The organism is Pseudomonas sp. P4_B3 (assembly GCF_056402295.1).
Genome location: NZ_JBFUHR010000008.1, coordinates 22,402 through 41,767, shown reverse-complemented (window position 1 = coordinate 41,767; position 19,366 = coordinate 22,402). Strand labels below are relative to the sequence as shown.

Here is a 19,366-nt window from a genome sequence, read left to right as displayed (position 1 = left end):
TATTGGAGGGCCAATGCTTGTTTTTCGGACTTGGCTTGCAAAAAAAACGGCCCGCACTGTTAAAGCTGCGAGCCGTTCTTTTATCAGAGTTGGGAAGAGTTCAACCCATCACCCATCACTTGTTCAAACGATAATCACTCTCGGCAGCAGCAAAACGCTGGAACATGCCGGCAGTCGGCGTGCCCATTTTGCTGACGAAGTAGATCGCCAGGCTGGCGAAGATGAAACCAGGGATGATTTCGTACAGGCCCAGCAGTTCGAAGTGTTTCCAGACGATCACGGTGATCGCGCCGACCAGGATACCGGCCAGTGCGCCGTTGCGGGTCATGTCTTTCCAGATCACGGAGATCAGCACGACCGGACCGAATGCGGCACCGAAACCAGCCCAGGCGTAGCTCACCAGACCCAGTACACGGTTTTCCGGGTTGGCTGCCAGCGCGATAGCAATCAGGGCAACCAACAGCACCATGGCACGGCCGACCCACACCAGCTCAACCTGGGAAGCGGATTTACGCAGGAAGGTCTTGTAGAAGTCTTCGGTCAGGGCGCTCGAGCACACCAGCAACTGGCAGCTCAGGGTGCTCATGACGGCAGCCAGGATGGCCGACAGCAGGATACCCGCGATCCATGGGTTGAAGAGGATCTTGGCCAGTTCGATGAACACACGCTCGTGGTTCTCGGAGACTGCGCCAGCCATGTCCGGGTGCGCCGAGAAGTAGGCGATACCGAAGAAGCCGACGGCCACGGTGCCGCCCAGGCACAGGATCATCCAGGTCATGGAGATGCGACGGGCCTTGGCGATCGACTTAACCGAATCGGCAGCCATGAAACGCGCCAGGATGTGCGGCTGGCCGAAGTAGCCCAAACCCCAGCCCATCAGCGAGATGATGCCGATGAAGGTGGTGCCCTTGAGCATGTCGAAGTTGCCTGGATCTTGCGCTTCGATGGCCAGGAAAGTGGTGTCGACGCCGCCAGTGGCCAGCAGCACGATAACCGGCGTCAGGATCAACGCGAAGATCATCAGGGTGGCTTGTACGGTATCGGTCCAGCTCACGGCCAGGAATCCGCCGATAAAGGTGTAGGCAATCGTCGCCGCAGCACCGGCCCACAGCGCCGTCTCGTAGGACATGCCGAAGGTGCTTTCGAACAGACGGGCACCGGCCACGATGCCGGAAGCGCAGTAGATGGTGAAGAACACCAGGATCACGACCGCGGAGATGATCCGCAGCAGGCCGCTCTTGTCTTCGAAACGACTGGAGAAGTAGTCCGGCAGGGTCAGTGCATCACCGTTGTGCTCGGTCTGTACACGCAGACGGCCGGCGACGAACAGCCAGTTCAGGTAGGCGCCGACGATCAGGCCGATGGCGATCCAGCTTTCGGAAAGACCGGACATGTAGATCGCGCCGGGCAAGCCCATCAACAACCAGCCACTCATGTCGGAGGCACCGGCGGACAGTGCAGTCACGACGCTGCCCAGGCTACGGCCGCCCAGGATGTAATCGGAAAGGTTGTTGGTGGAGCGATAGGCCATCAAGCCGATCAGCACCATTGCTGCGATATAGATCACGAACGTGATCAGGGTTGGATTGCTTACGCTCATTAAGTTACGCCCTGGCTTTGTTTTTATGTAGCGGCGGCTGGTGAACCGCTCGCAAACGCATACGTTTGACAGACGATCCGGATTCCCGCGCATTTATGACTGATGTTTCCCCAGGAAAGCCATCAGCCGGAGCACCCGGATTTTGTCCGGGTTGCACCTTGGACGCGAATGCTATTCAACAAAGCAAATAAGGTGCAACCAGTTTCTCGGGTTTAAGTTGCACCTAGCGGGAAATAAACGTTAAAAATCGTTTTTTGCTCCTTTTCGGAGCAAAAACGAGTGTTAACTCACCGGAAAAGCACCAAGCAAATGCAGCGCAGCCTTACCAGAATTTATTTCCTGACGAGCTGCGTAATATTCCGACAAAAAAAAGGGTTGCACCCGGTTGCACCTCGACAGTCTCACGGCTAATCTTGCCGCCAGCTGATGCCACGCAGTCGTGGCAAACATGAGGATACAAACATGGCTACCACCACCCTTGGGGTCAAACTTGACGACCCGACCCGCGAACGCCTCAAGGCCGCCGCGACCTCGATTGATCGCACGCCGCACTGGCTGATCAAGCAGGCAATCTTCAATTACCTGGAAAAACTCGAGGGTGGTGCAACCCTGACCGAGCTGAGCGGTTTGACCAAGGACTCCGACGACAGCGTCGACGCGCCTCTGGATCACGCCCACCAGTGCTTCCTCGAATTCGCCGAAAGCATCCTGCCGCAATCGGTACTGCGTGCCTCGATCACCGCCGCCTACCGTCGCCCTGAGCCGGAAGTCGTGCCGATGCTGATCGAGCAGGCGCGCCTGCCGGCACCGATGTGCGACGCCACCAACAAACTCGCCGCCTCGATTGCTGAAAAACTGCGCAACCAGAAGAGCGCTGGCGGCCGTGCCGGCATCGTTCAGGGCCTGCTGCAGGAGTTCTCCCTGTCGTCCCAGGAAGGCGTGGCGCTGATGTGCCTGGCCGAAGCGCTGCTGCGCATCCCGGACAAAGGCACCCGCGATGCGCTGATCCGCGACAAGATCAGCACCGGCAACTGGCAGCCACACCTGGGCAACAGCCCGTCGTTGTTCGTCAACGCCGCCACCTGGGGCTTGCTGCTGACCGGCAAACTGGTGTCGACCCACAACGAAGCTGGTTTGACGTCGTCCCTGAGCCGCATCATCGGCAAGAGCGGCGAGCCGATGATCCGCAAGGGCGTCGACATGGCCATGCGCCTGATGGGCGAGCAGTTCGTGACCGGCGAAACCATCGCCGAAGCCCTGGCCAACGCGAGCAAGTTCGAAGCCAAAGGCTTCCGTTATTCCTACGACATGCTGGGTGAAGCCGCACTCACCGAGCACGACGCGCAGAAGTACCTGGCCTCGTACGAACAAGCCATCCACTCGATCGGCAAAGCCTCCCACGGTCGCGGGATTTATGAAGGCCCGGGCATTTCGATCAAGCTGTCCGCCCTGCACCCGCGCTATAGCCGTGCGCAGTACGAGCGCGTGATGGAAGAGCTGTACCCGCGCCTGCTGTCGCTGACCCTGCTGGCCAAGCAATACGACATCGGCCTGAACATCGACGCCGAAGAAGCCGACCGCCTCGAGCTGTCGCTGGATCTGCTCGAGCGCCTGTGCTTCGAGCCGCAACTGACTGGCTGGAACGGTATCGGTTTCGTGATCCAGGCTTACCAGAAGCGTTGCCCGTACGTGATCGACTACGTGATCGACCTGGCTCGCCGCAGCCGTCATCGCCTGATGATCCGCCTGGTGAAAGGCGCGTACTGGGACAGCGAAATCAAGCGCGCCCAGGTCGAAGGCCTGGAAGGCTACCCGGTCTACACCCGCAAGGTGTACACCGACGTGTCCTACATCGCTTGCGCCCGCAAACTGCTGTCGGTGCCGGAAGTCATCTACCCGCAGTTCGCTACGCACAACGCCCACACCCTGTCGGCCATTTATCACATCGCTGGTCAGAACTATTACCCGGGCCAGTACGAGTTCCAGTGCCTGCACGGCATGGGTGAACCGCTGTACGAACAAGTTGTAGGCAAAGTTTCCGAAGGCAAGCTGAACCGTCCGTGCCGTGTGTACGCTCCGGTCGGCACCCACGAAACCCTGCTGGCTTACCTGGTGCGTCGCCTGCTGGAGAACGGCGCGAACACCTCGTTCGTCAACCGCATTGCCGACCAGTCGATTTCGATCCAGGAACTGGTGGCCGATCCGGTGGCAAGCATCGAGCAGATGGCGACCGTGGAAGGTGGTTTCGGCCTGCCACACCCGCGCATTCCGCTGCCGCGTGACCTGTACGGTTCCGAGCGCGCCAACTCCAGCGGCATCGACATGGCCAACGAACATCGTTTGGCGTCCCTGTCCTGCGCGCTTCTTGCTACCGCACACAACCACTGGAAAGCGGCGCCGATGCTCGGTTGCGCCTCCAGCACCGAAGCGCCGGCACCGGTGCTGAACCCGTCCGATCTGCGTGATGTGGTCGGCCATGTGCAGGAAGCGACCGTCGAAGACGTCGACAACGCGATCCAGTGCGCCCTGAACGCTGCGCCGATCTGGCAGGCCACCCCGCCCGCCGAACGCGCCGCGATCCTGGAACGTGCCGCCGATCTGATGGAAGCCGAGATCCAGCCGCTGATGGGCCTGCTGGCTCGCGAAGCCGGCAAGACCTTCGCCAACGCCATTGCCGAAGTGCGTGAAGCCGTGGACTTCCTGCGTTATTACGCGGTGCAGGCGCGCAACGACTTCACCAATGACGCTCACCGTCCGCTGGGCCCAGTGGTGTGCATCAGCCCGTGGAACTTCCCGCTGGCAATCTTCAGTGGCCAAGTGGCTGCTGCGTTGGCCGCTGGTAACCCGGTATTGGCCAAGCCTGCGGAACAGACTCCGCTGGTCGCCGCTCAAGCCGTGCGCCTGCTGCTCGAAGCAGGGATTCCGGAAGGCGTACTGCAATTGCTGCCGGGTCGCGGTGAAACCGTCGGTGCCGGCCTGGTCGGCGACGAACGCGTCAAAGGCGTGATGTTCACCGGCTCCACCGAAGTCGCGCGCTTGCTGCAACGCAACATCGCCGGCCGCCTGGACAGCCAGGGTCGTCCGATCCCGCTGATCGCCGAAACCGGTGGCCAGAACGCAATGATCGTCGACTCTTCGGCACTGACCGAACAGGTGGTGATCGACGTGGTTTCGTCGGCGTTCGACAGCGCCGGCCAGCGTTGCTCGGCCCTGCGCGTCCTGTGCCTGCAGGAAGATTCCGCTGATCGCGTCATCGAAATGCTCAAAGGTGCCATGGCGGAAAGCCGTCTCGGCAACCCTGAGCGCCTGTCCGTGGACATCGGCCCGGTGATCGACGCCGAAGCCAAGGCTGGCATCGAGAAGCACATCCAGGCCATGCGCGACAAAGGTCGCAGCGTGTACCAGGTGGCCATCGCCGACGCCGAAGAAGTCAAACGCGGCACCTTCGTGATGCCGACGCTGATCGAACTTGAAAGCTTCGACGAGTTGCAGCGGGAGATCTTCGGCCCGGTGCTGCACGTGGTTCGCTACAAGCGCAAAGACATCGATCAACTGATCGGCCAGATCAACGCTTCCGGCTACGGCCTGACGCTGGGCGTTCACACCCGCATCGACGAAACCATCGCCAAGGTGATCGACAACGTCAACGCCGGTAACGTCTACGTCAACCGCAACATTGTGGGTGCCGTGGTCGGCGTGCAGCCATTCGGCGGCGAAGGCTTGTCGGGTACCGGCCCGAAAGCCGGTGGCCCGCTGTACCTGTACCGCCTGCTGTCGACGCGTCCTGCGGATGCGATCGAACAATCCTTCGCTCGCGGCGATGCTGCCGCAGCACCGGACGTTCGTCTGCGCGACGCCATGAGCAAGCCGCTGACCGCCCTGAAAGCCTGGGCCGACAGCCACAAGTTCGCCGACCTGAGCACCCTGTGCGTGCAGTTCGCCGCGCAATCGCAAAGTGGCATCACCCGTGTCCTGGCCGGCCCGACCGGCGAGCGCAATAGCTATGCGATCTTGCCGCGCGAGCACGTACTTTGCCTGGCGGAAGTCGAAGGCGATCTGCTGACCCAACTGGCGGCGGTACTGGCTGTCGGTGGTTCAGCGGTGTGGCCGGAAGCTGACTTGACCAAGGCCTTGTTCGCACGCCTGCCGAAGGACATTCAGGCGCGCATCAAGCTGGTTTCCGACTGGAACAAGGACGAAGTGGTGTTTGATGCGGTTGTGCATCACGGCCACTCCGACCAGTTGCGTGCGGTGTGCCAGCAGGTTGCCAAGCGTGCCGGCGCCATCGTCGGTGTCCAGGGTCTGTCGCAAGGCGAAACCAACATTGCGCTGGAACGCCTGGTGATCGAGCGGGCGTTGAGCGTTAACACGGCTGCGGCGGGTGGTAATGCCAGTCTGATGACGATTGGCTAAACCGCAACACGACCGGGCAGTTACGGCTGCCCGAGCTTTAAAAGCAAGATCAAAAGATCGTCCGAAGGCTCGGGCCGCGTTCGGACGATCTTTTGCTTCTGTATCACGCACATCAATCATCCTGTTCAGTCTTTATTCCCAAGCCTAGACTCGGCCCACTCCAATAAAAGGTAGGCCGCCATGTCCGAGACGTTGCTCAGTTCCCGCAATCTGGCTTTCGAGCTGTATGAAGTCCTTGATGCCGAGGGCCTGACCCAGCGTGAGCGTTTCGCCGAGCACAACCGCGAAACCTTCGATGCGGCCATTGGCACCGCCCGCAGCATCGCCGAGAAGTTCTTCGCCCCGCACAACCGCAAGGGCGACGAGAACGAGCCGCGCTATGAAAACGGTCAGGCGATTCTGATTCCGGAAGTGAAACCGGCGGTGGATGCCTTCCTCGAAGCCGGTTTCCTCAACGCCGCGCGCAGTTTCGACGCCGGCGGCATGCAGCTTCCTACGCTGCTGTCCCAGGCCTGCTTCGCGCACTTTCAATCGGCCAATGCTGCTTCGACGTCGTACCCGTTCCTGACCATGGGCGCGGCCAACCTGATCGAAAGCTTCGGCACCGAAGAGCAGAAGCGCCGCTTCCTGCAACCGATGATCGACGGCCGTTTCTTCGGCACCATGGCCCTGACCGAACCCCACGCGGGCTCGTCGCTGTCGGATATTCGTACCCGCGCAGAGCCGGCGTCCGACGGCACCTATCGCCTCAAAGGCAACAAGATCTTTATCTCCGGTGGCGATCATCCGCTGTCGGAAAACATCGTGCACATGGTGCTCGCCAAGCTGCCGGACGCGCCGGCCGGGGTGAAGGGAATTTCGCTGTTCATCGTGTCCAAGTTCCTGGTCAACGATGATGGCAGCCTCGGCAAGCGCAATGACGTGTTGCTGGCCGGGCTATTCCACAAGATGGGCTGGCGTGGCACCACGTCCACGGCGCTGAATTTCGGCGATAACGGCGAATGCGTCGGCTATCTGGTGGGCAAGCCGCACCAGGGCTTGAGCTACATGTTCCAGATGATGAACGAAGCGCGGATTGGCGTCGGCATGGGTGCCGTGATGCTTGGTTACGCGGGCTATCTGTATTCGCTGGAATACGCCCGCGAGCGCCCGCAGGGCCGCGTGCCGGACAGCAAGGACCCGAACACCGCGCCGGTGGCGATCATTCAGCACGCCGACGTCAAACGCATGCTGCTGACGCAGAAGGCCTACGTCGAAGGCTCGTTCGACCTCGGCCTGTACGCGGCCCGGCTGTTCGATGACACCACGACGCTTGCGACCGAAGGCGAACGCAAGCAGGCCCATGAATTGCTGGACCTGCTGACGCCAATCGTCAAATCCTGGCCATCGGAGTTCTGCCTGAAGGCCAACGAACTGGCGATCCAGATCCTCGGCGGCCACGGCTACACTCGCGAATACCCGGTGGAACAGTACTACCGCGATAACCGCCTGAACCCGATCCACGAAGGCACCCACGGCATTCAGTCGCTGGACCTGCTGGGCCGCAAACTGGCGCAGAACGGCGGTGCGGGGCTCAAGCAGCTGATTCGCCTGATCGCCGACACCGCCGAGCGCGCCCAGGCGTTTGAGTCGCTGACGTCGCTGCGCGAACCTCTGGAAAAGCTGGTGGCGCGCCTGCAAACCGTGACCATCGGCCTGCTGACTGATCTGGCACAAGGCAAGGTCAACAGCAGCCTGGCGAACTCGGCGCTGTACCTGAAGGTGTTTGGGCACACGGTGATTGGTTGGCGCTGGCTGGAACAGGCGATTCGTGCCGAGGAAGGCCTGGCCAAGGGTAATGCGGCGGATGTGAGCTTCTATAAAGGCAAGCTGCAGGCGGCGCGGTACTTCCTGACGTGGGAAGTGCCGGGTTGCCACCATGAGCTGGAGATTCTCGAGGCACGGGATGATGTGTGCCTGGGGATGCAGGATGAGTGGTTCTGATCAGGTATAGATTGGCGTAACGGCCACAAAAAAGATCGCAGCCTTCGGACGATCTTTTGATCTTTTAATTCAACCGAAACCCACCCATCTGCCGCGCCAGATCATCCGCCAACCGCTGCAACGTCTGACAATCATCCCGACAAGCCCTGACCTCCCCCGCCGTCGCCCGCGCCAGATCGGAAATCCCCTGCACGTTACGATTGATTTCTTCGGTCACCGCCGATTGTTCTTCCGTCGCCGTCGCCACCTGATGATTCATATCGCTGATGCGTTCCACTTGCCCGGTAATCGCGGTCAACGAAGCCCCGGTACGCTGGCTCGACTCGACACCCGTGCCGGTCGCGGCCTGCCCGGAATGCATCGACGACACCGCGTTTTCTGCACCTTGCTTGAGGCTGCCGATCATCTGCTGGATTTCATCGGTGGAGGCTTGAGTGCGCCGCGCCAGGGTGCGCACTTCATCGGCCACCACGGCAAATCCACGCCCCATGTCTCCGGCTCGCGCCGCTTCGATAGCGGCGTTGAGCGCCAGCAGGTTGGTCTGCTCGGAAATCCCGCGAATCACCGCCAGCACCTGATCGATCGACGCCACCTGATGCGCCAATTCACCCACAGCGCTGGCGGCGACGCCGATTTCGTCGGACATGCTTTCAATATGCCGGATCGAGCCACCCACCACTTCCCGTGCCTGCATCGCCTCATCCCGAGCCGTTTGCGACGCGACCGCCGCATTGCCGGCGTTTTGGGCGATTTCCTGAACGGTCAGACCCATTTCGTGAACCGCAGTGGCGACCATGTCGGTCATTTCCTGCTGGCGGCCGGAGCGTTCGGCGGTGTTGTCCACAACTCTGGCCACTTGCCCCACAGCCGTACGCAATCGTTCGCTGGTGGTCAGTACTTCGCCGATCATGTCGCGCTGGCTATCCAGGAACCGATTGAAACCGCGAGCCAGATCGCCCAGCTCATCGGCGCGGCTGGAATCTAACCGCTGGGTCAAATCGCCACCACCGCTACCGATGGCCACCAGTGCCGCTGTTACCTGACGAATCGGTCGTACCAACCCACGGGCCAGCAACACCACCAGCAGCAGGCACACAATCGCCACCGCCAGGCCGATGCCACTGCTCATCCACATGGCGCGGCGGGCTTCGGCGTAAATCTGTGATTGCGGCACTTCGGCCACCAGGGTCCAGCCGAGATCACGTAATGGCAGGCTTAACGCGAGGAAGTCTTCACCGTCACGCTGGAAGCCGCTGCTGGTGGCAGCTTTTTGACTCATCACCGATTGTGCCGCCGTAGCACCAATCTGCTCGGTCAAAGTTCGTTTGCCACTCAATTGCGCCTCGGGATGGACCTGGATCAAACCGTCGGAACGCACGAGATAGACCTTGCCGCGCTCACCGAAGCTGAAGTTGTGGATCAGCTCCGACAGCTCTTTCATACTCAGGCCCAACCCGGCAACGCCCACGACTTTACCGGCCTGCTCGACTTTGAAGTCGATGAAAAGCGCCAATTCTCCGGTGGCCGTGTCGTTATCGATGTTGAGAGTGCGCGGCTGGTTGCTGTCGAGGAACGAGTAGAACCAGGCATCTTTCGGATTGGAACGACTGAGGGTGCGGTCCAGGCCTTTTTCGGTGAAGTAATGGTTGGACGTGGTGCCGACAATAATCGCGGTAAAGGCCTTGTGCTCGGCGCGAACACCTTCGAGATAGGTAGTGAACGTGCCGGCCTGGGCACGGTCTTCCCCCCCAGCCAGCCAGTCGCGCACCATGCTGTTGCTGGCGATGTCCTTGGCGGCGGTGAGCGGTTGGACAAGGATGCGTTCGATGTCGTTGCGCATCGCTTCGATGCTCGACGGCAAGGCTTGCTCGACCAGATAGCTCTGGGCGAGGCGGTTAACCACCAGGGTATAGATGCCAACCACGATCAGAATACTGACCAGCAAGGCGCTGCCCATACTCAGGATCAACTGCCATTGAATACTGCGTCGCCAGAACTGCATGGAGCACCCCCAAAGAATAAGAGGCTGAAACACTGCAACAGCCGTGCCGATTGTATACAAGCCAAACGACAATTTATTCTTTGGTTGTGCGCAAAGCCGATCAGGCCTGATTGATCGTCTTGGAGATCACTTCAACCGTGGCGCTGACTTGCTCTTGGTAACGGTCGAGTTCGAGCTTGTGCTGTTTCTGCATTTCGATCTGCTGGGAGCACAGATTCATCGCCGCCAGCACCAGCAGGCGGTCACCGATCAGCGTCGGGTACTTCCTCTTGGTTTCGGCCAGGGCTGCCTTCAACATCATCGCGGCGTCCAGCAGGGTCTGTTCTTCCCCGGCCGGTGCCTTGATCGAATAGTCCTCTCCCAGGATCGAGACGACTTTTACCCCTGCGGCGTTGTAACTCATGCGCTGACAGGACCTGCGCTGACGCGTTCAACCAGGGCCTGAATGCGAGCCGCCGTGGCGCCTTGCTTCTCTTCGTGTTCCATCAGGCTCAGTTGCAGGCTTTCGTTTTCATCTTTGGCCTGGGCCAGTTCCGCGGTCAGGTTCTGGTTCTGTTGCACCAGGTCGCTGACCAGTTGTTCCAATTGGCTTAGGGATGCTTCCAACATTTTGATTTTCCGGGCTTTTTCAAAGGGCGCGTACGATAAAGAAAAGTCACCCTGGATGCCAGGGTTATACAGGCGCAAAGCCTTGATTTTGCTGACGGGCGACCTTCCTCGCGAGTTTTAAAGACTGTGATTGGCCAATCTGGTTCCTGCACTTCGTCGCCACAAGGTGCAACCGGCTAAAACACGGGGGGCTCAAGACTTCAGCCAGGCGACCGATAAGTCATCCATACAGCAGCCTCAGCCCCGCACGGATGCGCTCTTTTCGGTGATCGCCATGTCCCTTCGTAATATGAATATCGCCCCTCGGGCGTTCCTCAGCTTTGCCCTGATCGGCGGCTTGATGATGGTTCTGGGGGTGTTTTCCTTGAATCAGATGAGCAAGATCCGCGGCGCCGCCGAAAACATCACCAACAACAGTGTGCCGAGCATCAAGAGCCTGGACGAGTTCACCCAGCTCACCTTGCGCCTGCGCGTGCTGTCCTACCGTTTGCTGGTGAATCGCGAGCCTGACGTGCAGCAGAAAACCGTGGAATTGCTGGAGACGCGTAACCAGCAGATTCGCGCCGCCCAGGCGACCTACGAAAAGCTGATCGCCAGCCCGCAGGAACGTGCGGCCTACGATCAATACGTACAGCTGCTGGGTCAGTACCGCCAGATCGAAGACCGGATGAAGACCCTGTCGCGCAACAATCAGGTCGACGAACTGCGCAGCTTGCTCAACACCGATTTGCTCAACAACTCCGAAGCGATCAACGCCGTGTTGAACCGCCTGCTGGAGATCAACACCCAGCAGAGCCACGACACTAACCAGCAGGCAGCCGATCAGTATGATTCGGCGTTCAACCTGGTGATCACCCTGTTGGTGATCGCCACCGCCCTGACGTTGCTGTTCGCCTGGTTGCTGACCAACAGCATCACCCAACCGATAGCCAACGCCCTGAGCGCCGCCGAACAGATTGCCGAAGGCAACCTGACGCGCCCGATCAACGTCGACGGCAAAGACGAAGCCGGCCGCTTGCTGCTGGCCATGTCGAAGATGCAGGACAAGCTGCGTGACACGCTGCAGCGCATTTCCGGCTCGGCCACGCAGCTGGCGTCCGCTGCCGAAGAACTCAACAGCGTTACTGACGAAAGCGCCCGAGGCCTGACCCAACAGAACAACGAAATCGAACAGGCCGCCACGGCGGTCAACGAAATGACCAGCGCCGTGGAAGAAGTCGCGCGCAACGCGGTCAGCACGTCCGAGGCGTCGAAGAACGCCACCACATCTGCCGGCGACGGCCGTGACCTGGTACAGGAAACCGTGAGCGCCATCGAACGCATGAGCGCCGACGTGCAGAGCACCGCCACCCTGATCGGCGACCTGGCCAACGAGTCCCGCGACATCGGCAAGGTGCTGGATGTGATCCGTGGCCTGGCCGACCAGACCAACCTGCTGGCCTTGAACGCCGCCATCGAGGCCGCACGCGCCGGTGAGGCCGGTCGTGGTTTCGCCGTAGTGGCCGACGAGGTTCGTGCCCTGGCCCACCGCACCCAGCAGTCGACCAGCGAGATCGAACGCATGATCGGCAGCATCCAGAGCGGTACCGAGCACGCGGTGGATTCGATGCGCAACAGCACCGAACGCGCCGAATCGACCCTGAACATCGCCCGCGGCGCCGGAATGTCGCTGGACACCATCAACAGCGCCATCGTCGAAATCAACGAACGCAACCTGGTGATCGCCAGCGCCGCCGAAGAACAGGCGCAGGTGGCCCGTGAAGTGGATCGCAACCTGGTGAACATTCGTGACCTGTCGGTGCAGTCGGCCACCGGGGCAAATCAGACGAGTGCGGCGAGCAATGAGCTGTCGCGCCTGGCGGTGGACCTGAACACACTGGTTGGGCGGTTTAGCCTTTAAGCTATAAAGCAAAAAGATCGCAGCCTGCGGCAGCTCCTACAGGAAAACACACATCCCTGTGTAGGAGCTGCCGCAGGCTGCGATCTTTTGAGCAGCAAAAGCTTTTTGACAGCATCACATTTCAACAGGTTAGAATCGCTGGCACGCAGACTGCATGGTCAGTTTGCGCCCGCCTTTCAGCTTTCTGGAGTACTGCCTTTGAATGCGACGACCATCAACAGCCTGTTCTTGATCGGCGCGTTGCTGGTAGGTGCGAGCATTCTGGTGAGCTCACTTTCGTCCCGTCTCGGCATCCCGATTCTGGTGATTATCCTGGCCGTCGGCATGGCGGCCGGTGTCGATGGCGCCGGCATTCTTTTTGATAACTACCCCACGGCCTATCTGGTCGGTAACCTCGCGCTGGCGGTGATCCTGCTCGACGGTGGCCTGCGCACCCGGGTGTCGAGTTTTCGCGTGGCGTTATGGCCGGCGCTCTCGCTGGCCACGGTCGGCGTGTTGATTACCACCGGGCTGACCGGCATGGCGGCCGCATGGCTGTTCAACCTGAACCTGATCCAGGGCCTGCTGATCGGCGCCATCGTCGGCTCCACCGATGCCGCGGCGGTGTTCTCGCTATTGGGCGGTAAAGGCCTGAACGAACGGGTAACCGCCAGCCTTGAAATCGAATCCGGCAGCAACGACCCGATGGCGGTGTTCCTCACCGTTACCCTGATCGACATGCTCGCCAGCGGCCAGACCGGCCTGCACTGGAGCCTGCTGACCCACCTGTTGCGCGAATTCGGCATCGGTGGCGTCATCGGCCTGGGCGGCGGCTGGCTCATGCTGCAACTGGTCAACCGCATCAACCTGGCCACCGGCCTGTATCCGATTCTGGTCATCGCCGGTGGCCTGGTGGTGTTTGCCCTGACCAACGCCCTGCACGGCAGCGGCTTCCTCGCCGTGTACCTGTGTGGATTGATGATTGGCAACCGCCCGGTGCGCAGCCGCCACGGTATTTTGCACATGCTCGACGGCATGGCCTGGCTGGCGCAAATCGGCATGTTCCTGGTGCTGGGGCTGCTGGTGACGCCTCACGACCTGCTGCCTATCGCCTTGCCGGCACTGGCCCTGGCGCTGTGGATGATTCTGTTTGCCCGGCCACTCTCAGTGATGGTTGGCCTGTTGCCGTTCAAGGCGTTCCATGGTCGCGAAAAAGCGTTCATTTCCTGGGTCGGCCTGCGCGGCGCGGTCCCGATCATTCTCGCGGTGTTCCCGCTGATGGCCGGCCTGCCCAACGCCCAGCTCTACTTCAACCTCGCGTTCTTTATCGTGCTGGTGTCGCTGCTGGTTCAGGGCACGAGCCTGCCGTGGGTCGCCAAGCTGCTGAAGGTGACGGTGCCCCCGGAGCCTGCACCCATCTCCCGCTCGGCCCTGGAAGTGCACGTCACCAGCGAGTGGGAGCTGTTCGTCTATCGCCTCGGCGCGGAAAAATGGTGCATCGGCTCGCCCCTGCGCGAGCTGAAAATGCCCGAAGGCACCCGTATCGCCGCCCTGTTTCGTGGCCAACAATTGCTCCATCCGTCGGGTAGTACGGTGCTCGAAGTCGATGATTTGCTGTGTGTTATCGGCCATGAACACAACCTGCCGGCCCTCGGAAAACTCTTCAGCCAGGCGCCACAACGGGGCCTCGATCTGCGCTTCTTCGGCGACTTCGTACTCGAAGGAGACGCCCAGCTGGCCGCGGTTGCGGCCCTCTATGGCCTGAAGGTCGAAGGCATCGATCCGGACATGTCCCTGGGCCACTTCATTGCCCATAAGGTCGGCGGCGCGCCGGTGGTGGGTGACCAGGTTGAATGGAACAACACCATCTGGACCGTGGCGGTCATGGACGGGAACAAGATCGGCAAAGTGGGCGTCAGATTCCCCGAAGGAAGTCGCCCGGGTCCCGGACTCTTCCTCTAAACTGCTTCCACTATCACTTGCTTGACCGGTCTTTATGCCTAACCTGCGCTCCATTTTCGCCATTGCCCTTTTGGGCTTGAGTCTCTCTGTCGGCCCCCTTGGTTTATCGCAAGCGGCGCAAGCGGCCGAACCACCCTCCAGCGAAGCCGTGCAGGCGAGCCTGGACAAGATCGCCGACCGCAAACTGCCGGAAGCCGATCAGAAGGCCCTGCAAACCGTCCTGCAAAGCACGCTGAACCAGCTCAACAACAAGCGTGACTACGAGCAGAAACTGACCGCGCTCAAGCAGCAATTGAACAATGCGCCCAAACAGACCGTCGAGAACCAGCGGGAACTGACCCGCCTCAAAGCCAGTAACGTGGTGCCGGTGGCGCAGCGATTCGCCAAAGAACCGATCCAGCAGCTTGAGCAAATGCTCACCGAGCGTTCCACCCAGCAAAGCGACCTGCAAAAAGCCCTGGCCGATGCCAACAGCCTGATCATCACCGCCCAGACCCGCCCCGAGCGCGCCCAGGCGGAGATCTCCAGCAGCCAGACGCGCATTCAGCAGATCAATACCATCCTCAAGAACGGCAAGGACGGCGGCAAGGCCTTGAGCGCCGAGCAGCGCGACCAGCTCAATGCCGAGCTTGCAGCGCTGAACGCGCTGATCCCGCTACGGCGCCAGGAACTGGCCGGCAATACCCAATTGCAGGACCTCGGCAACAGCCAGCACGACCTGTTGTCGGAGCGATCCGACCGCCTGGATCGGGAAATCCAGGAACTGCAAACCCTGATCAACCAGAAGCGTCTGGCGTTGTCCCAGGAAACGGTCACCCAGCAATCCATCGAAGCGCAGAAGGCCGGCGGCAGCAGCCTGCTGGCCACCGAAAGCGCGACCAACCTGAAACTTTCGGACTACCTGCTCAAAAGCACCGACCGTCTCAACGAAGTCACCCAGCAAAACCTGCAGACCAAGCAACAGCTGGACAGCCTGACCCAGAGCGACTCGGCCCTGGACGAGCAAATCAACGTGCTCAAAGGCAGCCTGCTGCTCTCGAAGATTCTCTACAAACAGAAACAGGCGTTGCCGCGCCTGCGGCTCGACCGCAACCTGGCCGACCAGATCGCCGACATACGCCTGTACCAATTCGAAGTCAGCCAGCAACGGGAGTTGCTGAGCAATCCGACCACCTATGTCGAAAACCTGCTGTCGACCCAGCCGCCCGAGCAAGTCACGCCACAACTGCGCAAAAGCCTGATGGAGCTGGCCACCACCCGCACCGACCTGCTGGAACGCCTCAATCGCGAACTGAGCGCGGTGCTCAATGAATCCATCACCCTGCAACTGAACCAGAAACAACTGCTCAGCACGGCGCAAAGCCTGCGGGCGACGCTCGATGAGCAAATGTTCTGGATTCCCAGCAACAAGCCGCTGGAGCTGGAGTGGATCAGCAGTGTGCCGGATCGCCTCCAGCGGCAACTCGATTCACTACCGGTTCTTTCAAGCCTGAGCGAACTGACCGACGGCCTGACCCAGCGCCCGCTGCTGTTCCTGCCGCTGGCCCTGCTGATCGGCGCACTGCTGTGGCGGCGCAAGAATCTGTACGCGCGACTGAACAAGGTTCACCAGGACATCGGTCACTTCAAACGCGATAGCCAGTGGCACACGCCGCAGGCGATTCTGATCAATATTCTGCTGGCGATGCCGGTTTCCCTGGGCCTCGCCTTGTGCGGGCTGGCCCTGCGAATCGACGCCCGTGGGCAGAACGCCAATATGGGCGCGGCGCTGCTGCAAATGGCCGGGGCCTGGCTGGTGTTCTACACCGCCTACCGGATCCTCGCACCGGGTGGTGTGGCAGAACTGCATTTCCGCTGGGAAAAGCCCCAGGTGGAATTCCTGCGCAGATGGATCCGCCGCCTCGGCATAGTGGTGATGGCACTGGTGACCGTAGTCGCCGTTGCCGAACAGCAACCGGCGGCGCTGGCCGATGACGTGATCGGCATGCCGGTGGTGCTCACCTGCTACGCCTTGATGACCTTGCTGCTCAGCCGCTTGCTCATCAGCAGCCCGACCCACGAGAACGCCTCGCTGTTCCGCAAGTTCGTGGGGATCTTGTTCACCGCCCTGCCCGTCGCGCTGTTCGTGGCGGTGTGCTTCGGCTACTACTACACCGCGCTGAAGCTCAGCGACCGCTTGATCAACACCCTGTACCTGCTGATGTTCTGGCTGGTGATCGAAGCCACGTTCGTGCGCGGCCTTAGTGTCGCGGCCCGGCGGCTGGCCTACCAACGCGCCCTGGCCAAACGACTGGCCGCAAAAGAAGCCAGCGATGGCGAAGCGGTTATCGAAGAACCGACGATGGACATCGAGAAGGTCAACGAACAGTCCCTGCGCCTGATCCGCCTGGCATTGCTCGGCGGCTTCATGGCGGCACTGTATTGGGTCTGGGCCGACCTGATCACGGTGTTCTCGTACCTGGACAATGTCACGCTCTACGAATACACCAGCGGCACCGGCGCTAATATGAGCATGGTGCCGATCAGCATCGGCGACATGCTCGGCGCGCTGATCATCATCGGTATCACCTTCGCCCTGGCGCGCAACCTGCCCGGTCTGCTGGAAGTGTTCGTGCTGTCGAAACTCAACCTGGCCCAGGGCAGCGCCTACGCGACCACCACATTGCTGTCCTACGTGATCGCCGGCGTCGGTTTCGTCTCGACGCTGTCGACCCTCGGCGTAAGCTGGGACAAGTTGCAATGGCTGGTGGCGGCACTGTCGGTCGGTCTCGGTTTCGGCATGCAGGAGATCTTCGCCAACTTCATTTCCGGCATCATGATCCTGTTCGAACGCCCGGTGCGGATCGGTGACACCATCACCATCGGCAACCTGTCGGGGACCGTAAGCAAGATCCGCATCCGTGCCACGACCATCACCGACTTCGACCGCAAGGACATCATTGTCCCGAACAAGACGTTCATTACCGGGCAACTGATCAACTGGTCGCTGACCGACACCATCACCCGGGTGACCCTCAAGCTCGGTGTCGACTACGGCTCGGACCTGGACCTGGTGAAAGAGCTGTTGCTCAAGGCCGCGCGCGATAACCCGCGCGTCCTGAAAGACCCGGAGCCACACGTGTACTTCCTGAATTTCGGCGAAAGCACCCTCGACCACGAGTTGCGCATGCACGTGCGCGACCTCGGCGACCGCAACCCGGTACTCGACGAGGTCAACCGCTTCATCAACCGCGAGTTCAAGAAGCAGCACATCAACATCTCGTTCCGGCAGATGGAGGTCTACCTCAAGAACCTCCACGGCCAGGAATACAAGATGGTGCCGATCGAGCCGGAAGCGAAGACCATCGTGCCACTGGTCGATGGCAAGCCACCGAAAGAGCCGCCCGCCGCCGAACTCGACTAACCAGCCATTCCCCAGCAGAATGCTCGGACATTCTGCTGGAGCCGGCCCTTGAAAGCCCTCGACGAACTCACTTTCGATAACCGTTTCGACCGCCTGGGCGATGCGTTTTCCGCCCATGTGCTGCCCGAGCCCATCGATAATCCGCGCCTGGTCGTGGCCAGCCCCGCCGCCATGGCGCTGCTGGACCTCGATCCGGCCGTGGCCGAAACCCCGGAGTTCGCCGAACTGTTCAGCGGCCACAAGCTCTGGGCCGACGCGATCCCAAGGGCGATGGTCTATTCCGGGCATCAGTTCGGTGCCTACAACCCGCAACTGGGCGACGGTCGCGGCCTGTTGCTTGGCGAGGTGTACAACGAGGCCGGCGAACACTGGGACCTGCACCTCAAGGGCGCCGGCCAGACACCGTTTTCACGCATGGGCGACGGCCGGGCGGTGCTGCGTTCGTCGATCCGCGAATTCCTCGCGTCCGAAGCCCTGAATGCCCTGAACATCCCGACCACCCGCGCCCTGTGCGTGATCGGCTCCGACACCCCGGTGTGGCGCGAAAAGCAGGAGCGCGCGGCCATGGTCCTGCGCCTGGCGCCGAGCCATGTGCGCTTCGGGCACTTCGAATATTTCTACTACACCAAGCGCCCGGAGCAGCAGAAAGAGCTGGGTGATCACGTGCTGGCCATGCACTTCCCGGAGTGCCTGGAACAACCAGAGCCGTACCTGGCGATGTTCCGCGAAGTAGTCGAGCGCAATGCCGAACTGATCGCCAAATGGCAGGCCTATGGCTTCTGCCACGGGGTGATGAACACCGACAACATGTCGATCCTCGGGATTACTTTCGACTTCGGCCCGTTCGCCTTCCTCGACGACTTCGACGCCAACTTCATCTGCAATCACTCCGACGACCAGGGCCGCTACTCCTTCAGCAACCAGGTGCCGATAGGCCAGTGGAACCTCAGCGCGTTGGCCCAGGCCCTGACGCCGTTCATCAGCGTCGAAGCCCTGCGCGAAACCCTCGGCCTGTACCTGCCGCTGTTCCAGGCCCATTACCTGGACCTGATGCGCCGCCGCCTCGGCCTGACCACTGCTGAAGACGACGACCAGAAGTTGCTGGAGGGCCTGCTGCAACTGATGCAAAACAGCGGCGTCGACTACAGCCTGTTTTTCCGTCGCCTGGGTGATGAAGCACCGCAACAGGCCATCACCCGCTTGCGTGACGACTTCGTCGACCTCAAGGGCTTTGATGCCTGGGGCGAACTCTACGTCGCCCGGGTGGCCCGTGAAGGCACGCTTGATCAACATCAGCGCAGCCAGCGGATGCACGCGGTCAACCCGCTGTACATCCTGCGCAACTACCTGGCGCAAAAGGCCATCGAGGCGGCGCAGAACGGCGACTACTCGGAAGTCCGCCGACTGCACGCGGTGCTGAGCAATCCGTTCGTGGAACAACCGGGGATGGAAAGTTATGCCGAGCGACCACCGGAGTGGGGCAAGCATCTGGAGATCAGTTGTTCGTCGTGAGGC

At 61.0% G+C, this 19,366-nt stretch carries 10 protein-coding genes and 2 pseudogenes; 7 read left to right on the top strand and 5 right to left on the bottom strand.

The window, feature by feature from the left end:
- Positions 1–115 precede the first annotated feature (115 nt).
- Positions 116–1,600: a sodium/proline symporter PutP gene (gene putP, locus AC1DWG_RS11410; protein ID WP_477787809.1), complete on the bottom strand. Its 1,485-nt coding sequence runs from the start codon at positions 1,598–1,600 to the stop codon at positions 116–118.
- A gap of 462 nt (positions 1,601–2,062) precedes the next feature.
- On the opposite strand from putP, the gene putA reads away from it, so the two are divergent.
- Together putA and AC1DWG_RS11400 are read left to right on the top strand one after the other, a co-directional pair.
- Positions 2,063–6,013: a trifunctional transcriptional regulator/proline dehydrogenase/L-glutamate gamma-semialdehyde dehydrogenase gene (putA, locus tag AC1DWG_RS11405; RefSeq protein ID WP_477764446.1), complete on the top strand. Its 3,951-nt coding sequence runs from the start codon at positions 2,063–2,065 to the stop codon at positions 6,011–6,013.
- A 180-nt stretch (positions 6,014–6,193) separates the two neighbouring features.
- On the top strand, positions 6,194–7,996 hold the full coding sequence (locus tag AC1DWG_RS11400; protein ID WP_477787808.1) for an acyl-CoA dehydrogenase: 1,803 nt from the start codon (positions 6,194–6,196) through the stop codon (positions 7,994–7,996).
- A 64-nt stretch (positions 7,997–8,060) separates the two neighbouring features.
- Here the strand turns inward: AC1DWG_RS11400 and AC1DWG_RS11395 are convergent, their stop codons facing one another.
- The 4 genes and pseudogenes from AC1DWG_RS11395 to AC1DWG_RS11380 form a co-directional block, all read right to left on the bottom strand.
- Positions 8,061–8,792 carry a methyl-accepting chemotaxis protein gene (locus tag AC1DWG_RS11395; protein ID WP_477759729.1) on the bottom strand — a complete coding sequence of 244 codons (732 nt, stop codon included), beginning with the start codon at positions 8,790–8,792 and terminating at the stop codon, positions 8,061–8,063.
- A gap of 132 nt (positions 8,793–8,924) precedes the next feature.
- Positions 8,925–9,953, bottom strand: a pseudogene (locus AC1DWG_RS11390) (HAMP domain-containing protein); the annotation flags it as partial.
- Positions 9,954–10,098: 145 nt separating this feature from the next.
- Positions 10,099–10,401, bottom strand: coding sequence for a cell division protein ZapA (locus AC1DWG_RS11385; RefSeq protein ID WP_007981180.1), 303 nt, complete (start codon positions 10,399–10,401; stop codon positions 10,099–10,101).
- Complete coding sequence (locus AC1DWG_RS11380) at positions 10,398–10,607, bottom strand: hypothetical protein (protein WP_095943263.1); 210 nt, start codon at positions 10,605–10,607, stop codon at positions 10,398–10,400. Before AC1DWG_RS11380 ends, AC1DWG_RS11385 begins: the two co-directional genes overlap by 4 nt.
- A gap of 274 nt (positions 10,608–10,881) precedes the next feature.
- On the opposite strand from AC1DWG_RS11380, the pseudogene AC1DWG_RS11375 reads away from it, so the two are divergent.
- From AC1DWG_RS11375 to selO, 5 genes and pseudogenes are all read left to right on the top strand, one after another.
- Positions 10,882–11,652, top strand: a pseudogene (locus tag AC1DWG_RS11375) (MCP four helix bundle domain-containing protein); the annotation flags it as partial.
- Complete coding sequence (locus tag AC1DWG_RS11370; RefSeq protein WP_477759728.1) at positions 11,635–12,507, top strand: methyl-accepting chemotaxis protein; 873 nt, start codon at positions 11,635–11,637, stop codon at positions 12,505–12,507. The pseudogene AC1DWG_RS11375 and the gene AC1DWG_RS11370, both read left to right, overlap by 18 nt.
- A 198-nt stretch (positions 12,508–12,705) precedes the next feature.
- Positions 12,706–14,448 (top strand): potassium/proton antiporter, encoded by a 1,743-nt coding sequence (locus AC1DWG_RS11365; RefSeq protein ID WP_477764444.1) that lies wholly within the window; start codon positions 12,706–12,708, stop codon positions 14,446–14,448.
- A gap of 34 nt (positions 14,449–14,482) precedes the next feature.
- Positions 14,483–17,851, top strand: coding sequence for a mechanosensitive channel MscK (gene mscK, locus AC1DWG_RS11360; protein WP_477764443.1), 3,369 nt, complete (start codon positions 14,483–14,485; stop codon positions 17,849–17,851).
- 48 nt (positions 17,852–17,899) lie between these two features.
- Positions 17,900–19,363 (top strand): protein adenylyltransferase SelO, encoded by a 1,464-nt coding sequence (selO, locus tag AC1DWG_RS11355; RefSeq protein ID WP_477764442.1) that lies wholly within the window; start codon positions 17,900–17,902, stop codon positions 19,361–19,363.
- The last annotated feature ends 3 nt before the right edge of the window (positions 19,364–19,366 follow it).

Excerpts from the sequence above, each read along its gene's own strand:
- putP (WP_477787809.1), bottom strand. The coding sequence starts at position 1,600 with ATGAGCGTAAGCAATCCAACCCTGATCACGTTCGTGATCTATATCGCA.
- putA (WP_477764446.1), top strand. The coding sequence starts at position 2,063 with ATGGCTACCACCACCCTTGGGGTCAAACTTGACGACCCGACCCGCGAA.
- AC1DWG_RS11400 (WP_477787808.1), top strand. The coding sequence starts at position 6,194 with ATGTCCGAGACGTTGCTCAGTTCCCGCAATCTGGCTTTCGAGCTGTAT.
- AC1DWG_RS11395 (WP_477759729.1), bottom strand. The coding sequence starts at position 8,792 with ATGGTCGCCACTGCGGTTCACGAAATGGGTCTGACCGTTCAGGAAATC.
- AC1DWG_RS11385 (WP_007981180.1), bottom strand. The coding sequence starts at position 10,401 with ATGAGTTACAACGCCGCAGGGGTAAAAGTCGTCTCGATCCTGGGAGAG.
- AC1DWG_RS11380 (WP_095943263.1), bottom strand. The coding sequence starts at position 10,607 with ATGTTGGAAGCATCCCTAAGCCAATTGGAACAACTGGTCAGCGACCTG.
- AC1DWG_RS11370 (WP_477759728.1), top strand. The coding sequence starts at position 11,635 with ATGTCGAAGATGCAGGACAAGCTGCGTGACACGCTGCAGCGCATTTCC.
- mscK (WP_477764443.1), top strand. The coding sequence starts at position 14,483 with ATGCCTAACCTGCGCTCCATTTTCGCCATTGCCCTTTTGGGCTTGAGT.